General features: G+C 41.0%; 17 protein-coding genes and 1 tRNA gene. 13 read left to right on the top strand and 5 right to left on the bottom strand.

The window, feature by feature from the left end; translation table 11 throughout:
- Positions 1-63 precede the first annotated feature (63 nt).
- The 3 genes from BCU57_RS04285 (at position 64) to BCU57_RS04275 (ending at position 2,850) form a co-directional block, all read left to right on the top strand.
- Positions 64-738 carry a LysE family transporter gene (locus BCU57_RS04285; RefSeq protein WP_102439769.1) on the top strand — a complete coding sequence of 225 codons (675 nt, stop codon included), beginning with the start codon at positions 64-66 and terminating at the stop codon, positions 736-738.
- A gap of 94 nt (positions 739-832) precedes the next feature.
- Positions 833-1,507 carry a response regulator gene (locus BCU57_RS04280; RefSeq protein ID WP_102439768.1) on the top strand — a complete coding sequence of 225 codons (675 nt, stop codon included), beginning with the start codon at positions 833-835 and terminating at the stop codon, positions 1,505-1,507.
- Entirely contained in the window at positions 1,498-2,850 is a 1,353-nt protein-coding gene (locus BCU57_RS04275; protein WP_102439767.1) for an ATP-binding protein, read from the top strand. The genes BCU57_RS04280 and BCU57_RS04275 overlap by 10 nt, the downstream gene beginning before the upstream one ends.
- A 3-nt stretch (positions 2,851-2,853) precedes the next feature.
- On the opposite strand, the gene BCU57_RS04270 is transcribed toward BCU57_RS04275, so the two are convergent.
- Complete coding sequence (locus tag BCU57_RS04270; RefSeq protein ID WP_102439766.1) at positions 2,854-3,552, bottom strand: 2OG-Fe(II) oxygenase; 699 nt, start codon at positions 3,550-3,552, stop codon at positions 2,854-2,856.
- A gap of 123 nt (positions 3,553-3,675) precedes the next feature.
- On the opposite strand from BCU57_RS04270, the gene BCU57_RS04265 reads away from it, so the two are divergent.
- A complete protein-coding gene (locus BCU57_RS04265; protein WP_102439765.1) occupies positions 3,676-4,938 on the top strand; it encodes an HD-GYP domain-containing protein in 1,263 nt (420 codons plus the stop codon).
- A 101-nt stretch (positions 4,939-5,039) separates the two neighbouring features.
- On the opposite strand, the gene corA is transcribed toward BCU57_RS04265, so the two are convergent.
- On the bottom strand, positions 5,040-5,987 hold the full coding sequence (corA, locus tag BCU57_RS04260; RefSeq protein ID WP_102439764.1) for a magnesium/cobalt transporter CorA: 948 nt from the start codon (positions 5,985-5,987) through the stop codon (positions 5,040-5,042).
- Positions 5,988-6,187: 200 nt separating this feature from the next.
- Positions 6,188-7,216: a nucleoid-associated protein YejK gene (yejK, locus tag BCU57_RS04255; RefSeq protein ID WP_102439763.1), complete on the bottom strand. Its 1,029-nt coding sequence runs from the start codon at positions 7,214-7,216 to the stop codon at positions 6,188-6,190.
- A gap of 265 nt (positions 7,217-7,481) precedes the next feature.
- Between yejK and BCU57_RS04250 the strand changes: the two genes are divergently transcribed.
- The 4 genes from BCU57_RS04250 to BCU57_RS04235 all read left to right on the top strand — a co-directional run bounded on the left by BCU57_RS04250 (position 7,482) and on the right by BCU57_RS04235 (position 10,534).
- Complete coding sequence (locus BCU57_RS04250) at positions 7,482-7,700, top strand: YejL family protein (RefSeq protein WP_076536859.1); 219 nt, start codon at positions 7,482-7,484, stop codon at positions 7,698-7,700.
- Between the two features lie 76 nt (positions 7,701-7,776).
- Positions 7,777-9,567 (top strand): DUF3413 domain-containing protein, encoded by a 1,791-nt coding sequence (locus BCU57_RS04245; protein ID WP_102439762.1) that lies wholly within the window; start codon positions 7,777-7,779, stop codon positions 9,565-9,567.
- 199 nt (positions 9,568-9,766) lie between these two features.
- Positions 9,767-9,843: transfer RNA gene (locus BCU57_RS04240), tRNA-Pro, on the top strand.
- Between the two features lie 343 nt (positions 9,844-10,186).
- Complete coding sequence (locus BCU57_RS04235) at positions 10,187-10,534, top strand: hypothetical protein (protein ID WP_102439761.1); 348 nt, start codon at positions 10,187-10,189, stop codon at positions 10,532-10,534.
- 133 nt (positions 10,535-10,667) lie between these two features.
- On the opposite strand, the gene msrQ is transcribed toward BCU57_RS04235, so the two are convergent.
- Positions 10,668-11,315, bottom strand: a complete 648-nt coding sequence (gene msrQ, locus BCU57_RS04230) for a protein-methionine-sulfoxide reductase heme-binding subunit MsrQ (RefSeq protein WP_102439760.1) — start codon at positions 11,313-11,315, stop codon at positions 10,668-10,670.
- Positions 11,315-12,349, bottom strand: a complete 1,035-nt coding sequence (gene msrP / locus BCU57_RS04225; protein WP_102439759.1) for a protein-methionine-sulfoxide reductase catalytic subunit MsrP — start codon at positions 12,347-12,349, stop codon at positions 11,315-11,317. Before msrP ends, msrQ begins: the two co-directional genes overlap by 1 nt.
- Positions 12,350-12,544: 195 nt before the next feature.
- Between msrP and rmuC the strand changes: the two genes are divergently transcribed.
- The 5 genes from rmuC (at position 12,545) to BCU57_RS04200 (ending at position 20,584) form a co-directional block, all read left to right on the top strand.
- Positions 12,545-14,026, top strand: a complete 1,482-nt coding sequence (rmuC, locus tag BCU57_RS04220) for a DNA recombination protein RmuC (protein WP_102439758.1) — start codon at positions 12,545-12,547, stop codon at positions 14,024-14,026.
- A gap of 206 nt (positions 14,027-14,232) precedes the next feature.
- Entirely contained in the window at positions 14,233-16,167 is a 1,935-nt protein-coding gene (locus BCU57_RS04215) for a transglycosylase SLT domain-containing protein (RefSeq protein WP_102439757.1), read from the top strand.
- A 306-nt stretch (positions 16,168-16,473) separates the two neighbouring features.
- Positions 16,474-17,385 (top strand): AAA family ATPase, encoded by a 912-nt coding sequence (locus tag BCU57_RS04210; protein WP_102439756.1) that lies wholly within the window; start codon positions 16,474-16,476, stop codon positions 17,383-17,385.
- 17 nt (positions 17,386-17,402) lie between these two features.
- Positions 17,403-18,503, top strand: a complete 1,101-nt coding sequence (locus tag BCU57_RS04205) for a DUF58 domain-containing protein (protein ID WP_102439755.1) — start codon at positions 17,403-17,405, stop codon at positions 18,501-18,503.
- The gene (locus BCU57_RS04200) at positions 18,500-20,584 is read left to right on the top strand and encodes a transglutaminaseTgpA domain-containing protein (protein ID WP_102439754.1); all 2,085 of its coding nucleotides are present in this window, start codon (positions 18,500-18,502) and stop codon (positions 20,582-20,584) included. The genes BCU57_RS04205 and BCU57_RS04200 overlap by 4 nt, the downstream gene beginning before the upstream one ends.
- Positions 20,585-20,678 lie beyond the last annotated feature (94 nt).

The following is a 20,678-nucleotide window of genomic DNA, read 5'->3' as shown; positions in this document are numbered from 1 at the left end:
TATGGCGCCTTTTTTATTTGTGTTATAACCTAACTAATCAGATGCTTAACTCATGAGATTAAAATGGATTTTACCCTGCTTTCAACCCTTGCCGTTATTCACTCTTTAGCATTAATTAGCCCAGGGCCTGATTTCGCTATTATTGTAAAAACAGCCACACAACAAACTCGCAGCACTGCAATCATGTGCGCGGTAGGAATAAGTGCCGCGATATTGGTGCACAGTTTGCTATCACTTTTAGGGATAAGCATCATGATCCAGCAATCTGCAATGGCTTACATAGTGGTGCAAATTATTGGGGTGAGTTACTTGGCATGGATGGGTTATGGCGCTTTAGCGGCCTCATATCGGGCATATACACAAACTCAAGCATCATCTGATGAAACTGAAATCAATGGCCGTCTCCCTCACCAAGGCACTATGTCTGCTTTAAAAGGCTTTCAAATTGGCCTTTATACTAATTTGCTTAACCCTAAAGCGTTAATATTCTTTATCACCATTTTTACCGTACTGGTGACACCACAGGTCACTATAGAAACGAAATTTGCGTCAGCTAGCTTATTATTTGGCTTATCTATCATTTGGTTTTGCTTTCTCGCCATCATATTAACCAACCCCAACATTCAACACAAAATGGCTAAAGGCAATAATATAATTAATATCATTACCGGTATTATTTTCCTTGGCGTCGCTATTACCATTGCAATGTCATTAATATCCACGCACCTGTTGAACTAGAGGTTAACAATTCAAAATAAAATGCCTCTGTGTCAGCTACAGTTAAGTATTAGGCTGATAATATCTAACGATTAACAATGTAAGAGTATTTCCTATGAGAATTTTGGTAATCGAAGACGATCCGATTTTATCGCACCATCTAAATGTGCAGTTATCTGAATTAGGCAATCAAGTCCAAGTGGCTTTGACGGCTAAAGAAGGCTTTTATCAAGCAACTAACTACCCTATTGATATTGCCATCGTTGATCTTGGCCTGCCCGATAAAGATGGCATGACATTGATTTCTGAAATTCGAAATGCAGGCGTCAAAGCTCCTATTCTCATCTTAACCGCGAGAGTTAACTGGCAAGATAAAGTAGAAGGCCTTAATGCCGGTGCAGATGACTACCTGGTAAAACCATTTCAAAAAGAAGAGTTAGTCGCTCGCCTCGACGCTCTTGTGCGCCGTAGTGCAGGCTTTGTTAAATCGACCATCAGCTCAGGTGCTCTGCAGCTTGATTTAGCCGCTAAACAAGTCTCATTAAATGATGAGCCAATGGAAGTCACCGCCTTTGAATATTTAATTTTGGAATATTTAATGCGTCATTGCCATGAAGTCGTTGCCAAGCAACGCTTACTTGATGTGATTTATGGTGATAAAGAAGGTGACCCTAATACTATCGAGGTAATGGTAAGCCGTATCAGAAAAAAATTGACTAAAGGCGCTATTGAAAACCCCATCGCAACAATACGCGGTCAAGGATATAAATTTAACTTACCATGCAGCTAAGATTTAAACCCAAAAAGCGTCTGCTCACGAGGATGTTAATCACATCCTTAGCGATTATTGCACTTGTTGGTTTTGGCCTAGCTTGGTCATTGACCATTTTACACGCCCAAAATAGCTACAATGTCGAAACTTCGCAACTAATCGCTGAAATGCCTCAAATTGCAGCCGAATTAAGAGAGCACGACTTAATTCCGAAAAATAACAATTGGCTACAAGAAAATAATAGGCAGAAACGCTATATTATGGCCAGTTGTGGGGATAATTATCGCCAAATTTGGACCTCTACACTGGCAAAAGAAAACGGCATCAATGACATTTGTAGCCGATTTAAAACCATTGCCGATACATCCCCGCCCTATTATCTGACCACGGCAAATAATAAGTCTTATTTTGCCTATCAATTACCGGTTGAATTGAATCAACAGCAATACAACATGATAGTGCTCAAAGATGCAAAAACCGTTGAAAGAGACTTCAAACGCTTTAAACGGTTAACTTATCTGCGACTGGCCGTTGTACTAGGTTTAGCCTTCATACTACTGATCAGTGCAGCCTATTGGGGCATGCACCCAATGATAACCCTTAAACAAGAACTACAAGCAATCACTAAGGGAAAAAAACAAACACTATCAAGTGATTACCCACAAGAATTAAAAGGCGTTACTCAAGCGTTAAATCAATTATTAGTCCAATCTAGCGAACAGCAAACTCGCTATCAAAATGCCATGAATGATTTAGCCCACAGTCTAAAAACCCGCTTAGCTGCGGTTCACGCCATTACTGACGACCAGCAGTTAAGTAAGGCTGATGCGAGCGAAAAAATCATGCAGCAAGTAGGACAAATGGATCAACTCGTAAAATATCAACTCAAAAGAGCCTTAGTGGGCCGACAAGGACTAATACAGGAGCAAACGCCCGTGTTACCCATGGTTGAGCAGTTATCACAAATGTTATTCAAGATTTATCATGAAAAGTCAGTGCAGTTTAGTAGTGATATTAATTCTGATATTAGCTTTCCAGTCAATAAAGGTGATTTGATGGAACTGTGCGGTAATTTAATGGAAAATGCCTTTAGATTGTGTATCAGTCAGGTCAAGGTTACAGCCTTTATTGATGACGATGGCAGCACTGTGTTAATCGTAGAAGATGATGGCCCTGGCGTTGAAGATGCACTCAAAACGCGCATCATTCAGCGTGGTGTGCGCGCTGACACCCAATCCCCCGGTCAAGGCATTGGACTTGCTGTGTGTCATGAAATTGTCAGCAGTTATCACGGCACCTTATCAATTACAGAAAGTCAGTTACAAGGGGCAAAATTCACTATTAAGATCCCCAATCAATGAGCATCACTTCGCTTGCGCGGTATAAAGTTGCTCAGCGCGATTGAACATTATCCATGAGGTGGCAATATATTTATCATCACTGATAGGGATATTGCCCCTATGGGTGTGGGTAAAGCCTGCGGGGGCAATCACCATAGTACCTTTTGTAGGCTTAATGGCTTTATTTTGATAATAAAACTCAGTTTCACCGCCTTGCTCAACATCATTAAGGTAATACATATAAAGTAATACCCTATGCAAGGCTTCATGGGAACCAGACTGCGGAAAGTGTTCTGAATGCCAATGAGGGTAACCACCTAAACTTTGCTGATATTTTTGCACATTAACCGTACCACTGCGGTATAAATATTGCGTTATCGCTTTGGCTTTATTCGCCCCTAGGTCAGAAAAGTTATCAGGATTTAGCGTAACAGCTTCACCTTTATCATTGGCGATGGTGACAGATACCGCACCCATGAGTGCCATAGGGTACTGGCTGAAATAGTTTGCCGCATGGGTTAATGTTAACTGTAATAACTCATTTTTAAGCTGGGTTAAGTTATTGTGCAAGTCTAAGGTTAAATCTAAACTGCGTTTTTTATTCCTATCGACACCCTGTCCTGTCTTTCCTTCAGTCACTCCAGAGTGATTATCAAAAGCATTTCGTAACCTGTCGCACAAATCATCACTAATAGCATTGGGTATAACGTCAATAAAATCCATAATCTATAGGCACTTTTTAATATTGTAATGATATTATGCTGCCACGGAATGTTTTGCACTGCAAAGTGCATCCACATAACCGCTATAAATAAAACAATAAATCAGGTGATACTCTTTTAATCTATGAACAAAAACATAAAAATTTCAATTAATCAGCTTCAGGTAGGTCATTTCATTCGACTACCTATTTCATGGAAAGATCACCCATTTTTATTTAGTAATTTCAAACTAAAATCCCAGTCACAAATTGAATTACTTAAAAGCCTCAATATTAACGATATTTATTATGACGCCGAGCGCAGTGATTTAGGGTTAATTGACTTAAAACCCTCAGCGAATAAAAACGCTAGTACAGTGGTTGATCCTGAGGAGCTAAAACAGATTAAAGCTAAAATGGAATCTTACAAACAGATTCAAATCGATGCCCAAAAAAAGTTACGCCGCAATTTGAAAAAAACCGAACAGCAATTTGAGCGTTCTATCGCCATGATGCGCTCAAGCGTATCAAAGCTTGGCAGTCGCCCTTTAAATTCGGTCAGTGATGCAAAAGAAATGATCACAGACATGACCAATATGCTATTGAGTTCTGATGATTTGGTGCTGCATTTAATGACTGATGCAAAGCCCAATGATGTCATTTTCCATCATTCACTCAATGTGTCGACAATGTGTATGATGCTGGCTAAAAACTTAAACTGGCCTCGTGATGAAATTGAACTTATAGGCCTTGGTGCGTTATTTCATGATCTGGGGAAACTAAAAATCCCCAGTAATATTTTGAGCAAACAATTGCCGCTAACGACGCCGGAAAAGAACTTATTAAAACAGCATTCTTTGATGAGCCTCAACTTTTTAAAATTAGCTGACAGCTTTCCTGAGCAGGCTAAACCCATGATTACTAATCATCATGAGTACCTTGACGGCTCTGGCTACCCCAAAGGCCTAAAAGGCGATCAGTTAGACAAATACTCGCAACTAATAAGTGTTATTAATGAGTACGATAACTTGTGTAACGGTACTAAGTTATCAAAACCTAAAACCCCTTATGCTTCTTTGGGGCTACTTTACAAAAATTATAAAAGTAAACTTAACCCTGAGTACGTTGGTAAGCTCATCAAAACTATCGGTGTTTATCCACCGGGCAGCCTCATCGAGCTTTCAAGTGGTCAATTTGGCATGGTAATGTCAGTAAATTTAAACAAGATATTATTTCCGCAAATTATGCTCTACGACCCTATCGTACCAAAAGAGCAAGCACCAATTATTGATTTAGAAAAAGAAGACATCAGCATTGTGCGCTGTTTGCCAGCTTCTGCATTACCCGAAAAAATCTTCAAGTACCTAAGCCCAAGAGAAAACATAAGTTATGCCATTGGCAATGCATAATCGAATAGCTAAGTTTGCGTTTTAACATCAGCATCGACCCAACAAAAAAAGCCATTAACGGTTGCGTTAATGGCTTTAAAGTCATCAGCTTTATAAAAGCGCTATAGCCAGCCTTTACGTTTAAAGAAGAAATACGTACCTGCGGCGCTCGCGAGCATCATTCCTATGGCCATGGGATAACCAAAACGCCAATCTAGTTCAGGCATATTGGTAAAGTTCATTCCATAACTACTGGCAATAACCGTTGGCGGTAAAAACACTACTGCTGCAACCGAAAATATCTTAATAATTTTAGTCTGTTGTATACCACTAAAGCCCATCGCCGCATCCAGCAAAAAGTTTAACTTATCAAAAATAAATTGGCTGTGGGGCATCAATGACTCAATATCAGATAGCATTTCACGCAAATCTTTAATATTTTCTTCAGATAAATGTTCGCGATAATAACGTTGGATATAACGTAAAGACCGCTGAGTATCGAGCAAACTTAAGCGAATTTTACCATTTGAATCTTCTTGTAAGGTAATGAGTTTAAACACATCATCTAATTCTTGGTCTTCGAACACTTGCTCGCCGACACTTTCAAGCACTGAATATACATCTTCAATTAAATCAGACAGGTAATCGACTTTAAGGGTGAAAAGTTCCAGCATTAACCCCTGAGGAGAGCTGACATCTAAGCGACCTAAGCGTAAGTAGTTACGCAGCAAGCGAATTAAACCGATATCCTCTTCACGTATCGTCAGCAAAAAATCCTTACGTAAATTGAAAGAAACGTTAATGCCTCTAACGTCTGATCCTACACGTTGGGGGAATAATGAATTGATGTGTAAGCCATCTTTACTTTGGAAAAAACGAGCTGATGCTTCAATCTCATTGATGTCTTCTTCTTCGGGTACTTCTTCTACCGAAAACCGACTTAGCCATTCCCTTTCATCATCATTGGGTTTAAACATATCTAACCACAATGTTCGATCGGGAATACTGTCTCGAACATTTAATTCGTGAACAGTTAACTTGCGATTTTCATAAACATAGGCAGTAATCATGTATCCCCCAATGTGGTCGATTTCTCGTCCACTGACAATAGGTTAAGTTTGCTGGCTAGTGTACTAAAAAGAACACACATTGCCATGATAAAAATGTAAAAATAGCCAAATCCCCTAAATAATGTGCTGAAATCGTTAAATCTTTAAATTAAGTGCAAAAAAAAGTGCCCATTTGGACACTTTAATTGTAAATCGTTGCTTTATTCACCTTTTAGGCGACGGTCTAATTGATCTTTTAAATTTGCAGGCACGCCTTTAATCAAAATCGTGTCCGAAATAGGATCATAGATAACTCGCTCACCTAAATGGCCGCCATCAAAACTTAATGTTACCCCGCCACCGGTACCTGAAAACTTCTTCAAGGTACGTAAACTGGCCTTATCTGCTGGAAACTCTTCATCAAGTTCATAAGATCCACCGCAGGCAAAGTCATAAAACGAATCCATACCAGAGTCGGCAAGTTCATCCGCTAAATCTTTGACTTCAATATCAGCGCCTTCATCAGCTCTTTCTGAACAATACTCGAATACCTTGTCGCGGCACTGTTGACGTTCATCTTTGGTTAATTCGCTGCTAGCTACGAAATCTTCAACTGCATGCATAAGGGTTTTATTTTGCGCTTTCGTATTTACCCCTTCAACACAGCCCATAAAATCAAGGAAGAAGTCTGCCACTTTTCGGCCCGCGCGGCCTCTGACAAATGAAATATATTTACGTGAAGCTTTGTCTGCTTGCCATTCGGTTAAATCAATTCTGGCGGCAAGTTGGACATTAGTTAAATCAAGATGATTATTTTGCGACAACTCCATATCATCAAGTACCGTCATTGAAGGCTTGGCATTAAGCAAGGCGACAAACAAATAATCGCTAGTCATGTTGGTATAGCAAGACATTAATAAAAAACCGCCTTGGCTAAAATCATATTTAGCGAGTTCTTCTTGTAAAAGCTTACTGGCAGCACTGCTAAACTCAACAAAGCCTAATTCACCACTGCGGTATTCACTTAATGCATCAGAAAAAGCGGGGTTTGCTTCGCCATCTTCGCCGTGGGTTCCAAAAAAGCCAAAACCTTTACCCGCTTTACCGGTATAGGTTTGGTGTAATTCTTCTAACATCGCTTCTACGGCGCTGCTATTTAATAGTGGCTGAGGTCTTAAACGACAACTTAGTTGCCCCTGACTATCTTGAGAAATTTCATGGATAATTGCTTGTTCGATATTAATGCTCATAAGCCCTAACTGATCTTTGTGATGGAAGCGAAATAGCGGTAGATATCATAACAGACCGTGTTCAAAAATCTAAAAATAAAACCGTCAAATTACGTCAAATGCATCTCCTGAGATCCAAGGGTTAAACTGATGTTCTGTCCGCTTTAGAAAACACCAGCTATAAACCCCATAATCACTAACACCCAGCAACAGAAACTTGCAGCGTATCAGCTTAAAATCCGATATAATCACGTGCTAATTCATTACTTTTTGAACGATTTCGAATATGGCTATCCAATCTAAATACACCAACACCCAAGTTGAAGCATTAATTTCTGAGCTATTAGCAGTGCTGAATAAGCATCAAGCGCCTACAGATTTAAGCTTGATGGTGCTAGGTAACTGCGTTTCTCACTTATTGGAAAACAAGGTACCCAGTGAATCTCGTCAAGCAGTAGCAGAGCAATTCGCTAAAGCCTTGGCTCAATCTGTAAAAACCAGTTAAGTATCATTAAAAGGCATTTAAATTAATCAATTATCCTGTTATTTTTGATTAATACGAATTAGGAAAACGATACCGCATGGTTGAGCGCAAAAAACAAATGACCCGTGACAAAGTGTCGCGTCTTGTTAACTGGGGCCACTGGTTTGCCTTCTTTAATGGCTTGTTAGCCATTATTGTGGGAACGCGATACCTCAGTAGTGTGGGTTACCCTGAAACCCTCATAGGTTGGGGTTACTTAGCCATTAGCAGTATTGGTCATTTTAGCTTTTTGGCTTTTATTGTTTACGTCGTTTTTCTTTTTCCTGCCACATTATTACTACCTTATTCAAAAATCCTACGGGGTTATGCTGCCTTAATCGCAACCCTCGGCTTATGTATTTTACTTTATGACACCGTAATATTTGATGATTATGGTATTCACTTAAGTCCATTCGCTTTTGACTTAGCCTGGTCAGATCTCAATGCCCTATTAGGTAACACCTCTTATATTGCTACTCCTATCGGCATTATTTTAATTGAGCTCACAGCCGCGAATTTTCTGTGGAAACGAATTGAAAAAATAGAGAAAAAGCAGCTAGGTAATAAAGTCATTGCCTTTATCGGCATTTGTTTCATCACCAGTCATGTCATCCATATTTGGGCCGATGCAAACGATGTCACCCAAATTACCCGTTTTGATGACACCATGCCATTGTCTTACCCAGCAACGGCACGATCATTTATGGAAAGTCATGGTATTGATGGCACGACTGCGCCAGATAAGACCTATCAAACAAAATCAAAACAACTGAACTACCCAATAGCTGCGCTGCAATGCAAAGCGCAAAAACAACAAAATATCCTTATCGTCTCAGTTGATGGTTTAAGAGCTGACATGGTGAACCCGGCAACTATGCCGTTTTTCAGCCAGTACCAGCAACAGAATAAACAATTCACTGAACACTTTAGTGGTGGCAACCAATTTAATACCGGTATGTTTGCCTTACTTTATGGCTTACAAGGGAGCTATAGTGATAAAAAAGCGTTCGAGCATACTGCGCCAGTATTAACCCAAGTATTGTCAGAACAAGGCTATCATCAAGCGGTATTTATGCCCCAAGACAATGCCGACGAATTAGCCAACCATGCCATTTTTGACGGTATGGATATGCACCTAAGCCATAGCGATATTGGCAGCGCGCAAACCGACATCAAAAATACTGAGCTATTTATTCAATGGCAAGCTCAGCAAGCCTCACCGTGGTTTTCATTGGTAAACTTATCTGCCACTAAGCACTATGACACCCCAATTGGCTTTTTAGGCATTGAAACTGTTAAGCCCCATCTAAGCTTAAAACCTGCTGAAAAAGTGCTATATAACCAATACAGGCAGTCGCTATTCTTTATCGATCAGCAAATACAACAATTGCTTACTAACCTTGATGATCAAACCTTAGTCATTGTCACCGGTACCCATGGGCAAATTTTCAGTAGTAATCCTCGTGAAGTTAATCAGGATCTTTCACCTGCTAATGTCAAAGTGCCCTTTGTCATGCATTGGCCTAAAACAACCTCTGATACCGTAAATTATCGTACTAGCCACTATGGCGTAGTACCGACAATCATGGGGCAAGCACTGCATTGTAATAACCCGATCACCGATTACAGCTCTGGATACAACCTATTACAACCCAGTGAGAAGAGCTGGGTCTATATCGGTGATAGCAGCACCTTTGCAATATACCAACAAGATGAGATTACGGTTCTAGGCAGACATGGAAAATATCGAATTTATGATATCGACTACAAAAAACGTCTTAAGCGAAAACTCAGTGCTCCTGAGCTAATTCAGGTCATGCGCGAAGGTCGAAGGCTTTACAATAAATAACCATTGAACCGTGGTTGATGCTATTTAACTCAATCTCGGTTTAATCGTCAGAAAATATTGCCTATTTTCCAAGCAAAAGATAACTAAAGATGTAAAAGCCACAAAGCAAATGCCTGTTTATTAATCATTTAAATTCAATTTTGCATTTTATTGTTGCGGCGCAAATACCTTCTAGGTAATCTAGCTAAAGAATGACGTTCGGGATATGGCCTAGTCCGGTAAGGCGCTTGTCTGGGGGACAAGAGATCACAGGTTCAAATCCTGTTATCCCGACCAATTCTTCTGCTTTAGCGTTACCCCTTCTTTAAGTTTCTCGTTTGCCTAAATAACACATAAAATCAATACTCATTATTAAGCTCAGAGGCTTAAATTACCTTAATAACTTCATCTGTGCTTGCCATACAATGACAATATCACCACATAATCCCAAGCCTAGATTTAATCCTTAAATCTCACTTTCAGCGCTTTCAGCAAGCTTTGTCACCTAAAGAACTATTCTCTATTGAATATGTGATAGAGATTAGAAATTTGCATTAGCAAATCGGTTATATTGCGTCATCTTTCAACACCCTTGCTTAAGAAGCTCATTAAGCAATTGTCAGCTTTTCGGAGAATCCCTATGCGGTGGCGCGTACTATTAATCACCTTAGCGTACATGTTACTTGGCGCACACTTTTTGCGTTACGCTCAAATGCCATTAGCAATAATTTGTGCAGTGATGCCATTACTTTTGGCTTTTAAAAACAACTTTTTAAACCGAATAATCCAAATCGGCTTGGTATTAGGCACTATCGGGGTATGGGGCGTAAGCACTGTTCAATATATTGATCTACGAATAGCCATGGAGCAACCTTGGCTGCGCCTTGCTGCGATTATGACTGGGGTAATGTTATTTAGTCTATTTGCCAGTTACTCGGTCAATGGCTTAGTAAAACAAGCTAGAAGCAAACAAAGCTTATTTAGATAAATGATTTTCAATAAATGCTAGCCATAAAAATACCGACACTTTGCCGGTATTTTTATGTCATCAGCTAAATCTTCAAGCTTATAGCCTTTAAGCTTAAGCGTTCAAAATTCAACTACTCAAAAACCTTAAATATTCAGGTTTGGCTTTTAGCATTCGTATTAATTTTCGGTCTCAATTTTGATTTCGGCATTAACCAGTGACTAATTTGGCGTCTTCTTAGCCATAACAAGCACGCTATCACAGCAATATAAATACTCGGTTCAATAATCTCAGATTTGACCGACCAGTAAAAATGAATGGGTGCCAATATCGCTAACACATAAATCCAATTATGTAATGATTGCCAGCGCCTGCCCATATTGCGCCTTAATGCTTTAAAAGAGGTCACCGCTAGCAATAGTGCAATAATAAAACCGCTAAATCCGACTAAAATGTAAGGCCGTTTAATGACTTCTTCAACTAAAAAGCCCCACGCAAACAGCAAATCTAAACTGATAAAGGCGCTAATATGTAGACAAGCATAGGCAAATACATATAAACCCACTAGCCGCCTTGTTTGCAATAACAAGCCTTGTTTAGTCAGCTTAGCCAGTGGTGAGATCATTAAGGTCACCACCAAAGCATTTATCGCGCCCATACCGGTAAAATGAATAATATATTGCACCGGATCGCCACCAGCATTATCGGTCAATACCAGCATAATTAAATAAACAACCGGTAAGATAAAACTAAGGTGTAAAAGCCCTTTTAACCACAATAAACCACCCGGGGTTAAGCGCATTAATAATACTTCCTCAAATCGAGATTGTTATATAAACCAGCCACAGACTCACCATAACCATTAAACATTTGTGTTGGAATTCGTTTGGCTGAAAACAAGCCTCCTTCACCAATACTGCGCTCAGAGGCCTGCGACCAACGAGGATGATCAACCTGCGGATTCACATTGGCATAAAAACCATATTCGCTTGGCGCTAATTGATTCCAACTGGTAGGTGGCTGTTTATCGGTAACGCGAATTTTAACGATGGACTTAATACTCTTAAAGCCATACTTCCAAGGTAAAACTAACCTCACTGGCGCACCATTTTGCGGCGGCAAGGTTTTACCATATAAGCCTACGGCAAGAAATGGCAATTCATTCATGGCTTCAGCAATGGTTACCCCTTCTACATAAGGGTAATGTATCCCGCCGCCCATTAAACGATTTCGCTGCCCTGGCATTTGGTCAGGGTCAAACAAGGTCTCAAAGGCCACATGAGTTGCCTTATTAGATACCCCTGCCATTTTCAATAACTCAGCCAATGAAAACCCTACCCAAGGCACCACCATTGACCACGCCTCTACACATCTTAAGCGATAAATACGTTCTTCAAGGGCGAATTTACTGGTTAAGTCGTTCAAATCTAAGGTTAACGGTTTATCCACTAAGCCTTCAATTTTAAGCTCCCAGGGATTAACTTGAAATGATTGCGCATTTTCAAACGGGTCTTGTTTATTAGTGCCAAATTCATAGAAATTATTGTGACGGGTAATTTTATCTTCTGGGGTTAATTTATCATTGATTTGAAAGCGGCTAGGCTTTGTATAATCAATACCTTGCACCGCAAACGCAGATTTATCGTCGCTGCCAAATAAATCGAACAAACCCGCCTGCACTTGCCCCGGCAAGCTAGCCCCGAGCGAGCCTAGCCCCAAGGCTTTAACGATATTGCGTCGATCCCGAAACACCGTTTCTGGAGTGACTTGATTTTCTTTTAATGCCCATGATGGTGGGTTGGCAATGCCTTTGAAAAAACCTTTTTTTGACACCATAGGTCACCTCATTCAATTATTATCATTTGATATAAATAGTAGACAGTCTAATACGCGTTAAAATTTCAAAAAGTTTACTATTTTGATGTTTTGAGTTTAATAATTAAGCGCTTAAGTATTAATTAGTCCTTTTGAGCCTTGCAGTGTACTGCCCTGCATGAGAATCTTAAGCATCATTTTTTGCAGGTTTTTTGCATGACATTTCCTACAAGTTTAACTATCCCCGAAATTATCGTTTTAGCCGCCGTCGCTTTTTTATCTCTTCTAATTGGCGCACTACTTAATCAGCGATTAACCCGTCAGCGCTGGGAGCAACACAGACAACGCATTGCTGAAGAAATGAGCCAATTAACTGCTGAATTTGAAATTAAACAGCAATCACTTACAGAGCAAATTGATGACAAACAAGATGCGTTAATGCTCACTCAAAATAAGCTCGAGTCATTGATTGGTCAATTAGCTAAAATGGAAGCCTTTGCCGAAAGAGTGCCATTACTAGAACAACAGTTAAACGATGGCCAGCGTAAATTCATGGAAACCCAGCTAGCACTGTCTAAATCTAATGCGATTCAACAAAGCATTCAAGCGCAGGCTAATATCGAAAAAACCGCTTTAAATGACAAAATCGCCTTACTAGAATCAGCCGAAGAAAGACTAAAACTGCAATTTGAAAATCTGGCGAATCGTATTTTCGAGGAGAAGTCAGAAAACTTTAAAAAGCAAAATGTCAGCCAAATGGATGGCGTGCTTGGGCCATTAAAACAGCAGCTAGAAGGCTTTAGACAACAAGTTAGAGAATCCTATAGCCAGGAGCAAACTGAACGCAGCGCCCTTAAACATCAACTTGATGCACTCAAAGAACTTAATTTGCGAATGAGTCAAGATGCAGTCAATCTTACTAAGGCGCTCAAAGGCGATAACAAGCAGCAAGGTAATTGGGGTGAAGTCATCCTTGAGCGGGTCCTACAAGAAAGTGGTCTACGTGAAGGCCATGAATACCATACTCAGCAAGATTTAAAAGACGATCAAGGTAAGCGCTTTAAACCTGATGTCATCGTTCACCTTCCTGAACAAAAAGATGTGGTGATTGATGCCAAAATGTCATTAATTGCCTACGAGCGCTTCTTTAATAGTGAAGACGAGCTAGTACAGCAACAAGCGATAAAAGAGCTGGCTTTATCTATTCGTCAACACATTAAAGGCCTAAGCCATAAGGACTATCACAAGCTACACGGCCTAAAAAGTCTCGACTATGTATTAATGTTTATTCCAATAGAACCTGCATTTTTACTGGCTCTGGAGTCAGATCCTAGCTTAGTGAACTTCGCCCTCGATCATAATATTATGTTAGTCAGTCCAACCAACTTATTAGTAGCACTGCGCACCATTAACAATATTTGGCGCTATGAGTACCAAAACCAAAATGCCCAAAGTATCGCAGCCCAAGCAGGTAAAATTTACGATAAATTATGCAGCTATGTTGACGACATGGATAAACTTGGCCGCGCTTTAGACACTGCCGATAAAGCCTACCAGCAAGCAATGAATAAACTGTCCCAAGGTAAAGGTAATTTAATAAGGCAAGCCCATGTTATGCAAAAGTTGGGCGTTGAAACCAGTAAAAACCTTGATCCTCAATTAATAAATAAAGCCTTAGATGACTCTAAAGAGTCATAAGCGGTTTTAATTCAGTTTTTATGAGCAATTTTTATGAGCAATTATAGCTAATTGCACTATTCTTTGGCTTGAGGTGGCAACACCTTAAGCAAAAATAGACACTTGGCTAATATTGATAATGCAGCTTAATAGATACTATTTATTAATTAGATTCAAACAGTTTGGTTCGCAAAAGATGTCATACTGAGGCGGAGATTCTCATTATTATGCGCAACATATTGGTTAGTTTTGTATTTTTTCAAGGGTTATTGTGGCTGTCAGCTAGCGTTAATCTCGCCCATGCTGAAGAATCAAGTTTAAGCCCCCAGCAACAATTGTATCTTGATGCCCGCAAAGCGCTAGATAAACAACAGCTCAACCAATACCAAAAGCTACGTAAGCAGTTGGGTGATTACCCATTAACTGTCTACCTTGATTACCATGAGCAAGTAGCCGACATTATAAAAATGAGTGGAACTCAGGCCCATAAAGCCATCGAGCAGTTTAATACCACTCCGCTTTATAACGGCTTACGTTATCGCTATTTGAAAAATGCTGGCGAGAAAAAGCAGTGGCAAAACTTTTTAGCCATCTCACCTAACGCCCCTAATGATGTCACCTTGCAGTGTTACTATTACCGCGCTCAATTATCTCAAGGCAATAACAACATCGCTTATGACGGCGCTGAAAAACTGTGGCTTTATGGTCGCTCACGCCCCAAGGCTTGTGATGTGTTATTTAGTCAATGGACCAAGGCCGGTAAAAGAACCCAAGCATTAATTTGGTCAAGAATGTTACTTAGTTTTAATGAAAACCAATATGGCTTAACCCAATACCTATCCAGAAAAATCACCAAAAATAAAGCTGAGGCCGATTTACTAATTTCAGTTTATCGCGATCCCAACAGCCTACGTAATACCAAAAAGTTTTCTTCTAAAACGCCCATTGTGGCGGATATTGTTAATGTTGGGCTCAGAAAACTTGCCAGAAAAGACTTAAAACAAGCGGTAAAATTATATAAGAAATATGATAAAGCTAACCGTTTTAATGCCATCAAAGGCCAACAACTTAATCGTTATATTGTCCGCCGAGCATTAATCAGAAAAGAAGCTGATTTACTGGAACACATTGATGCAAGCTTACCGATTTTAGACTCTGATGACTTATTTCAAATTCGTTTGCGCTGGGCAATCGCAGCGCAAGATACAAAAGCAATCAAACACTATCTAACCTTACTCAGTGATGATGTCATTGATGACTCTCGCTGGCAGTATTGGAGCGCACGCATAAATAAAACCACAGATAAAACCCAAGCAGACAAGATAACGAAGCAACTTAGCCAAGCACGTAATTTTTATGGTTTTTACGCCGCCCAATCCATAAAGGCCCCGCTGGCGTTAAATAATGACAAGTTACAGTCATCGCCACTGCTTGCCAAAAAACTTCATGATGACCCAGGGCTTGCCAGAATTATCGAATTGATTGCCATCGATAAAACCCGCGATGCTCGCAGTGAATGGGTTCATTTGCTGCGCCGCCATGATACCGCGATGAAGGCTGAATATGGCCTACTCGCCCTTAAAAATGGCTGGTTTGATTATAGCGTCGAAGCCAGCATACAAGCCAGACAATGGAATAGTTTGCAATTGCGCTTTCCTAACGCCGCCCAAAACGAATTTGAACAAGCCAGTAAAAAATATCAGGTTGAGATAGATGAAATACGCGCAATCGCCCGCCGCGAAAGTGCGTTTTACCCTTATGCCACCTCGGGTGTGGGTGCGCGCGGATTAATGCAACTCATGCCCGCAACAGCAAAAGAAACCGCCCGAAAAAATAAGCTCAAATTTAACAATAAAAATGACCTATATAAGGTAAATTATAATGTTCAACTTGGTAGCGCTTATTACGGCCAATTGCTCAAACAGTTTGATCAAAATCGCGTGCTCGCCACAGCAGCCTATAATGCCGGCCCCCACAGGGTCACCCGTTGGTTAAAAGAGTCTGACGGAAAACTGGATGTCATGAGCTTTATCGAAACCATTCCCTTTAAGGAAACCCGGGAATATGTGCAAGCCGTACTGAGCTATAGAATGATCTATCAGCAACAAGAGGGTCGCGATGCCCCTATGTTCAGCGAAGCCGAACGCAAGTTTGCTTACTGATAGATTTGACGGCGGCAATGTGTTTATTGGTCACTTTGTCATTAACCAATAGCCATTAGCCATTAGCCTTAGCTTAATAGCTTAGCCACTTTAACGCCGCTTAAGACTTACTAAGGCTGTCGTGAGTAGTGTTCGAAACCGATAACTCACTGCCACGATAGTTAAACTCATCACAGAGTTTAGCTATCATTTTTTATCACTGAATATCTTCCTTTATTATCTTTGGCAGGTTAACGTAAGCCATTCGATGTACTTGTTAGCAAAATAGCTTAATTAGGCCCTTTTTGTTAACTAACGGAGTGTTTAGTGTCAGCAACAAAACTACAATCGCTGTTAAGCCAATTAGAAACGGTATTATTAGGTAAGCCTGAGCAAATCAAACTGGCGCTAGCCTGCATTCTCGCTAAAGGTCATTTACTGATTGAAGATTTACCTGGCATGGGTAAAACCAGTCTTTCTCAGGCCTTAGCCACCTCACTGGGCATGAGCTATCAACGTATTCAATTTACCAGTGACATGTTACCCGCTGATATTCTAGGGGTATCCATTTACCAGCAACAAAATCAAGTGTTTGAATTTCACCCAGGGCCGATTTTTAATCAAATGTTATTAGCCGATGAAATCAACCGCGCCAGCCCTAAAACCCAAAGTGCCTTACTTGAAGCCATGGCAGAAAGACAAATCACCATTGATGGTGAAACACACACATTGCCACAGCCTTTTTTTGTTATCGCTACCCAAAACCCCATTGAGCAATCAGGGACGTTCCCGCTGCCTGAATCGCAACTTGACCGCTTTATGATGCGCATTTCTATTGGCTACCCAGATGAACATGCTGAGTTAGCCATGCTAAAAGGACTACATCAGCGCAGCGATGCCCCGCCGCTCACACAATGCTTAAGCCCAACCGAGCTAATGAGCTTGCAACAACAAGTACAAAAAGTCAGTGCCTCTGATGCTGTGCTTAAGTATTTGATCAATCTTGCCCAATACTCTCGTCAGCAAATCGATGGCAATGGGCTATCGCCTCGGGCCAGTATTGCACTGCTAGACGCAGCTAAAGCCTGGGCGCTATTAAATCATCGTAATTATGTGGTACCAGAAGATATTCAGGCCGTATTTCATTGCGTAGCAGAGCACCGCATAAGAACCAATAGCCAACTGCAGGGGCAAGCGCTGTCAGATCAAATTCTCGCACGCGTTAACCCAATAAGCTAAGCAGAAATTAATTGCAGATGAATAATTCCAAGGCAGCAAAAAAATGGTATTCACGCTTGATCCCCGCCGCGATTAAGCAGCGCTGGTCAAAGTGGCTAGATAAGCGAATACCGGCGAACAAACAAATTACCTTAAGCCATAAAAGTATTTTTATTTTACCCAGTGGCTTTGGCGTCGCTTGGTTTGTGCTGATAGTGGTGCTGTATTTATTTGGCACCAACTATCAAAACAATTTGGTGATCGGCTTAAGTTTATTGCTGGCCAGTGTGTTCCATAGTTGCATTATTTACAGCTATAAAAATCTTGCAGGTTTAACCTTAACAGCATTAACCCCGCCTGAGACTTATGCCAACCAAAACTTGGCCTTTCCGATTGTATTATCCAGTAAAATCAACAAAGACAACAGCCAAACCAGCCACCAGCAAATTTGCTTGAATCTACCTAATGAGCGCCATAGCCGCATTACCGATGTCGCTGAAGGCGTCGATACCAGCGTCAGCTGTACCGCGCAATCCAGAGGCCTAGTTAACCCCGGTAGAATTCGCGTCTCATCCAGTTTCCCACTGGGGTTATTTAACACTTGGTCCTATGTGGATTTAAATATCCAGCATATTATTTATGCCGCGCCGCTGGCCACCCATGTATCGTTAACCAGTTTAGATAATGACAATCAAACCGAATTTGAACACGGTAAATTACAACCAGGGGTTGATGACTATAAAGGCCTTAAAACCTTCGTTGAAGGTGAGTCACTTAAACAAGTGGCGTGGAAGCAATGGGCACAAGGGCGCGGAATGCTAACAAAAGAATTTGCCCAACCTGAAGGCAAACCGGTGTGGCTAAGTTTAGACGGCACCCTCGGTGATAGTCTTGAACAAAAACTCAGTAAGCTGGCGTGGCAAGTCAACGCCTTATCTCAATCGCAGCAAGTTTTTGGCTTGGCATTAAACCAACAAATTATCGAACAAGACAGTGGCGAGTCACACAGAAAACAATGTCAGCAAATGATTGCGCTTTATGGTTCAGTAGCTAAGCCAGCAATTACAACAGAACCAAGAGTTACACCTGAGTCAACGTCAGCATTTACTGATAAACACCCAGTGGGGAACAGAAAATGACCCAAGGCTCAGAGGCGTTAAAACATCAGTTAAATGATCCATTTAATGAGAACATTGGTCGTAATACCCTATTTTGGTTATTAATTACCAATGTATTGGTGCTATCACCGTTATACCAGCATGCCACCTTATGGAGCATCGGCATTTGCGCCATTTGCTTTGTGTGGCGTGTGGGAATTTACCTTGGCAAGGTAGCGGCGCCGCCTAAAGTATTAGTCACAGGGCTAGCCATTGGCGCCGCTGTCACCTTGGCTTTAGTGTCACAGGAAATTGGTTTACTTAACGCATTAGTCAATTTGCTCCTGCTAGGCTATGCCCTTAAATACATCGAAATGCGCCAAGTGCGCGATGTTAAAGTCGTGGTTTTGGTGGGCTTTTTCTTAATAGGCTTTGCGTTATTAGATCGCCAATCCATCCTCGACACTCTACAACTGAGCTTTGTCGCCATCATTAATACCTGTGTGCTGATCAGCATTTATCAGCATTCAAGTCGCAAGGTAAACTTTCGCTTCGGGGTGAAATTATTTGCCCAAAGCCTACCCTTAGCCATACTGCTTTTTGTGGTGTTTCCAAGGCTGCCACCATTGTGGTTAGCCCCCAGCATGAAAAATGCTACTACCGGCCTGTCAGATGAAATTGCATTAGGGGATATTAGTAAGTTAACCCGCTCGCCGAATTTGGCATTTAGAGTCGGTTTTGAAAATGAACTCAATAACACCGATAAGCAGCAACTCATTAGCAATGAGCAACTGTACTGGCGCACACTGGTCATGGAAAACTACGATGGTCAACGCTGGAGTCAGTCGCCTTATCGTAAAAATGAACAACGTAGCGCCTATGGCAATAAACCTAAGCGCGCTAAGCCCAATTCAGCAGGTCTTACTGCGCCATTAATTTATCAAGTGATCACCGAGCCGACCTATCAAAAATGGTTGTTTGGTTTAGATCAGGCTTTTAGTCAATCTGAGCACATTGTCGAGTTATCCGACTTTAGGCTATTCTCACTGCGCAACATTGATCAACGCTTAAGTTACCAAGTGAGCTCTTATCCAAGTAGCGCTCTTGATGCCAAACTCGCGCCAGACATCAGCAAGATAAATTTGGCCATTCCTAATAATAACAATCCACAAAGTCGCCAGTTGGCAGCCCAATTTGCTAAGGATTACCCACAGCCAGCAGCCCGCATCAATGCCATGATGGGTTACTTTGCTGAGCAGGCTTTTTACTACACCTTAAGCCCGCCAAAGCTTGGCCAACAGCAAGTAGATGACTTTTTATTTACTAACCAAGCAGGCTTTTGCTCCCACTACGCTTCAGCGCTAGTATTTCTCGCCCGTTCAAGTGGCATACCTGCCAGAATGGTCACCGGTTACCAAGGCGGCGAATATAACCCCAAAGCCGGTTATTACAGCATCTATCAATACATGGCCCATGCATGGACTGAAGTTTGGCTTGAAGGCCAAGGCTGGGTAAGGTTTGACCCCACCGCCATGATTGCCCCAGAGCGAGTATTAGACGGCTTTGATGCCACATTTACAGGCCAAGACAGTTACTTACAAGACAGCCTATTTACCAGTTTACAGGTCAAAAATATTCCGTGGTTAAACAATATTCGCCTGCAACTGGCGAGCATCGATTTTTACTGGAGTGTGTGGGTACTGGGTTTTGATGAGCAACGCCAGCAACAAGTATTAGCCAAACTCCTTGGCAATGTCAGCAGCAGTAAAGTGGCTATTATGATGATCATCTGCTTTATCATCATTGCCCTTATCATTGCCTATTTTGCTGGCGTGTTTAAACTGCAGCCCAAACAAGATCCTTGCATCAAACGCTATAACCTTATTTGCGCAAAGCTTGCGAATAAAGGATTTCAACGTGATGCGATGCCACCACAAGCTTATGCCCAGTTTATTCATCAAGCATTTAGTGAGCAGCAACCACAACTGGTGGCTAATTTTGACAAAATGACTGAACACTTTATAGCCTTGCAATATCAACCTTTGAGCGCTAAACAAGTTGTTTTGCACCAAAGGTTGTTTAAACGCTACTTTAGTAAGCTGAAAAGGAATTTAATGAATTAATGTGGTAATCAAAGGCCATTTGATTATTTTTAACATAGTATATAACAAGGCTAGCACTTACTATCGGCCTGTAAACGTACTTAAAATCGAGCCT

Origin of the sequence: Shewanella sp. 10N.286.48.B5, assembly GCF_002874355.2 — a bacterium.
Taxonomy (GTDB): domain Bacteria; phylum Pseudomonadota; class Gammaproteobacteria; order Enterobacterales; family Shewanellaceae; genus Shewanella.
This window is presented reverse-complemented; position numbering and strand designations above follow the sequence as displayed.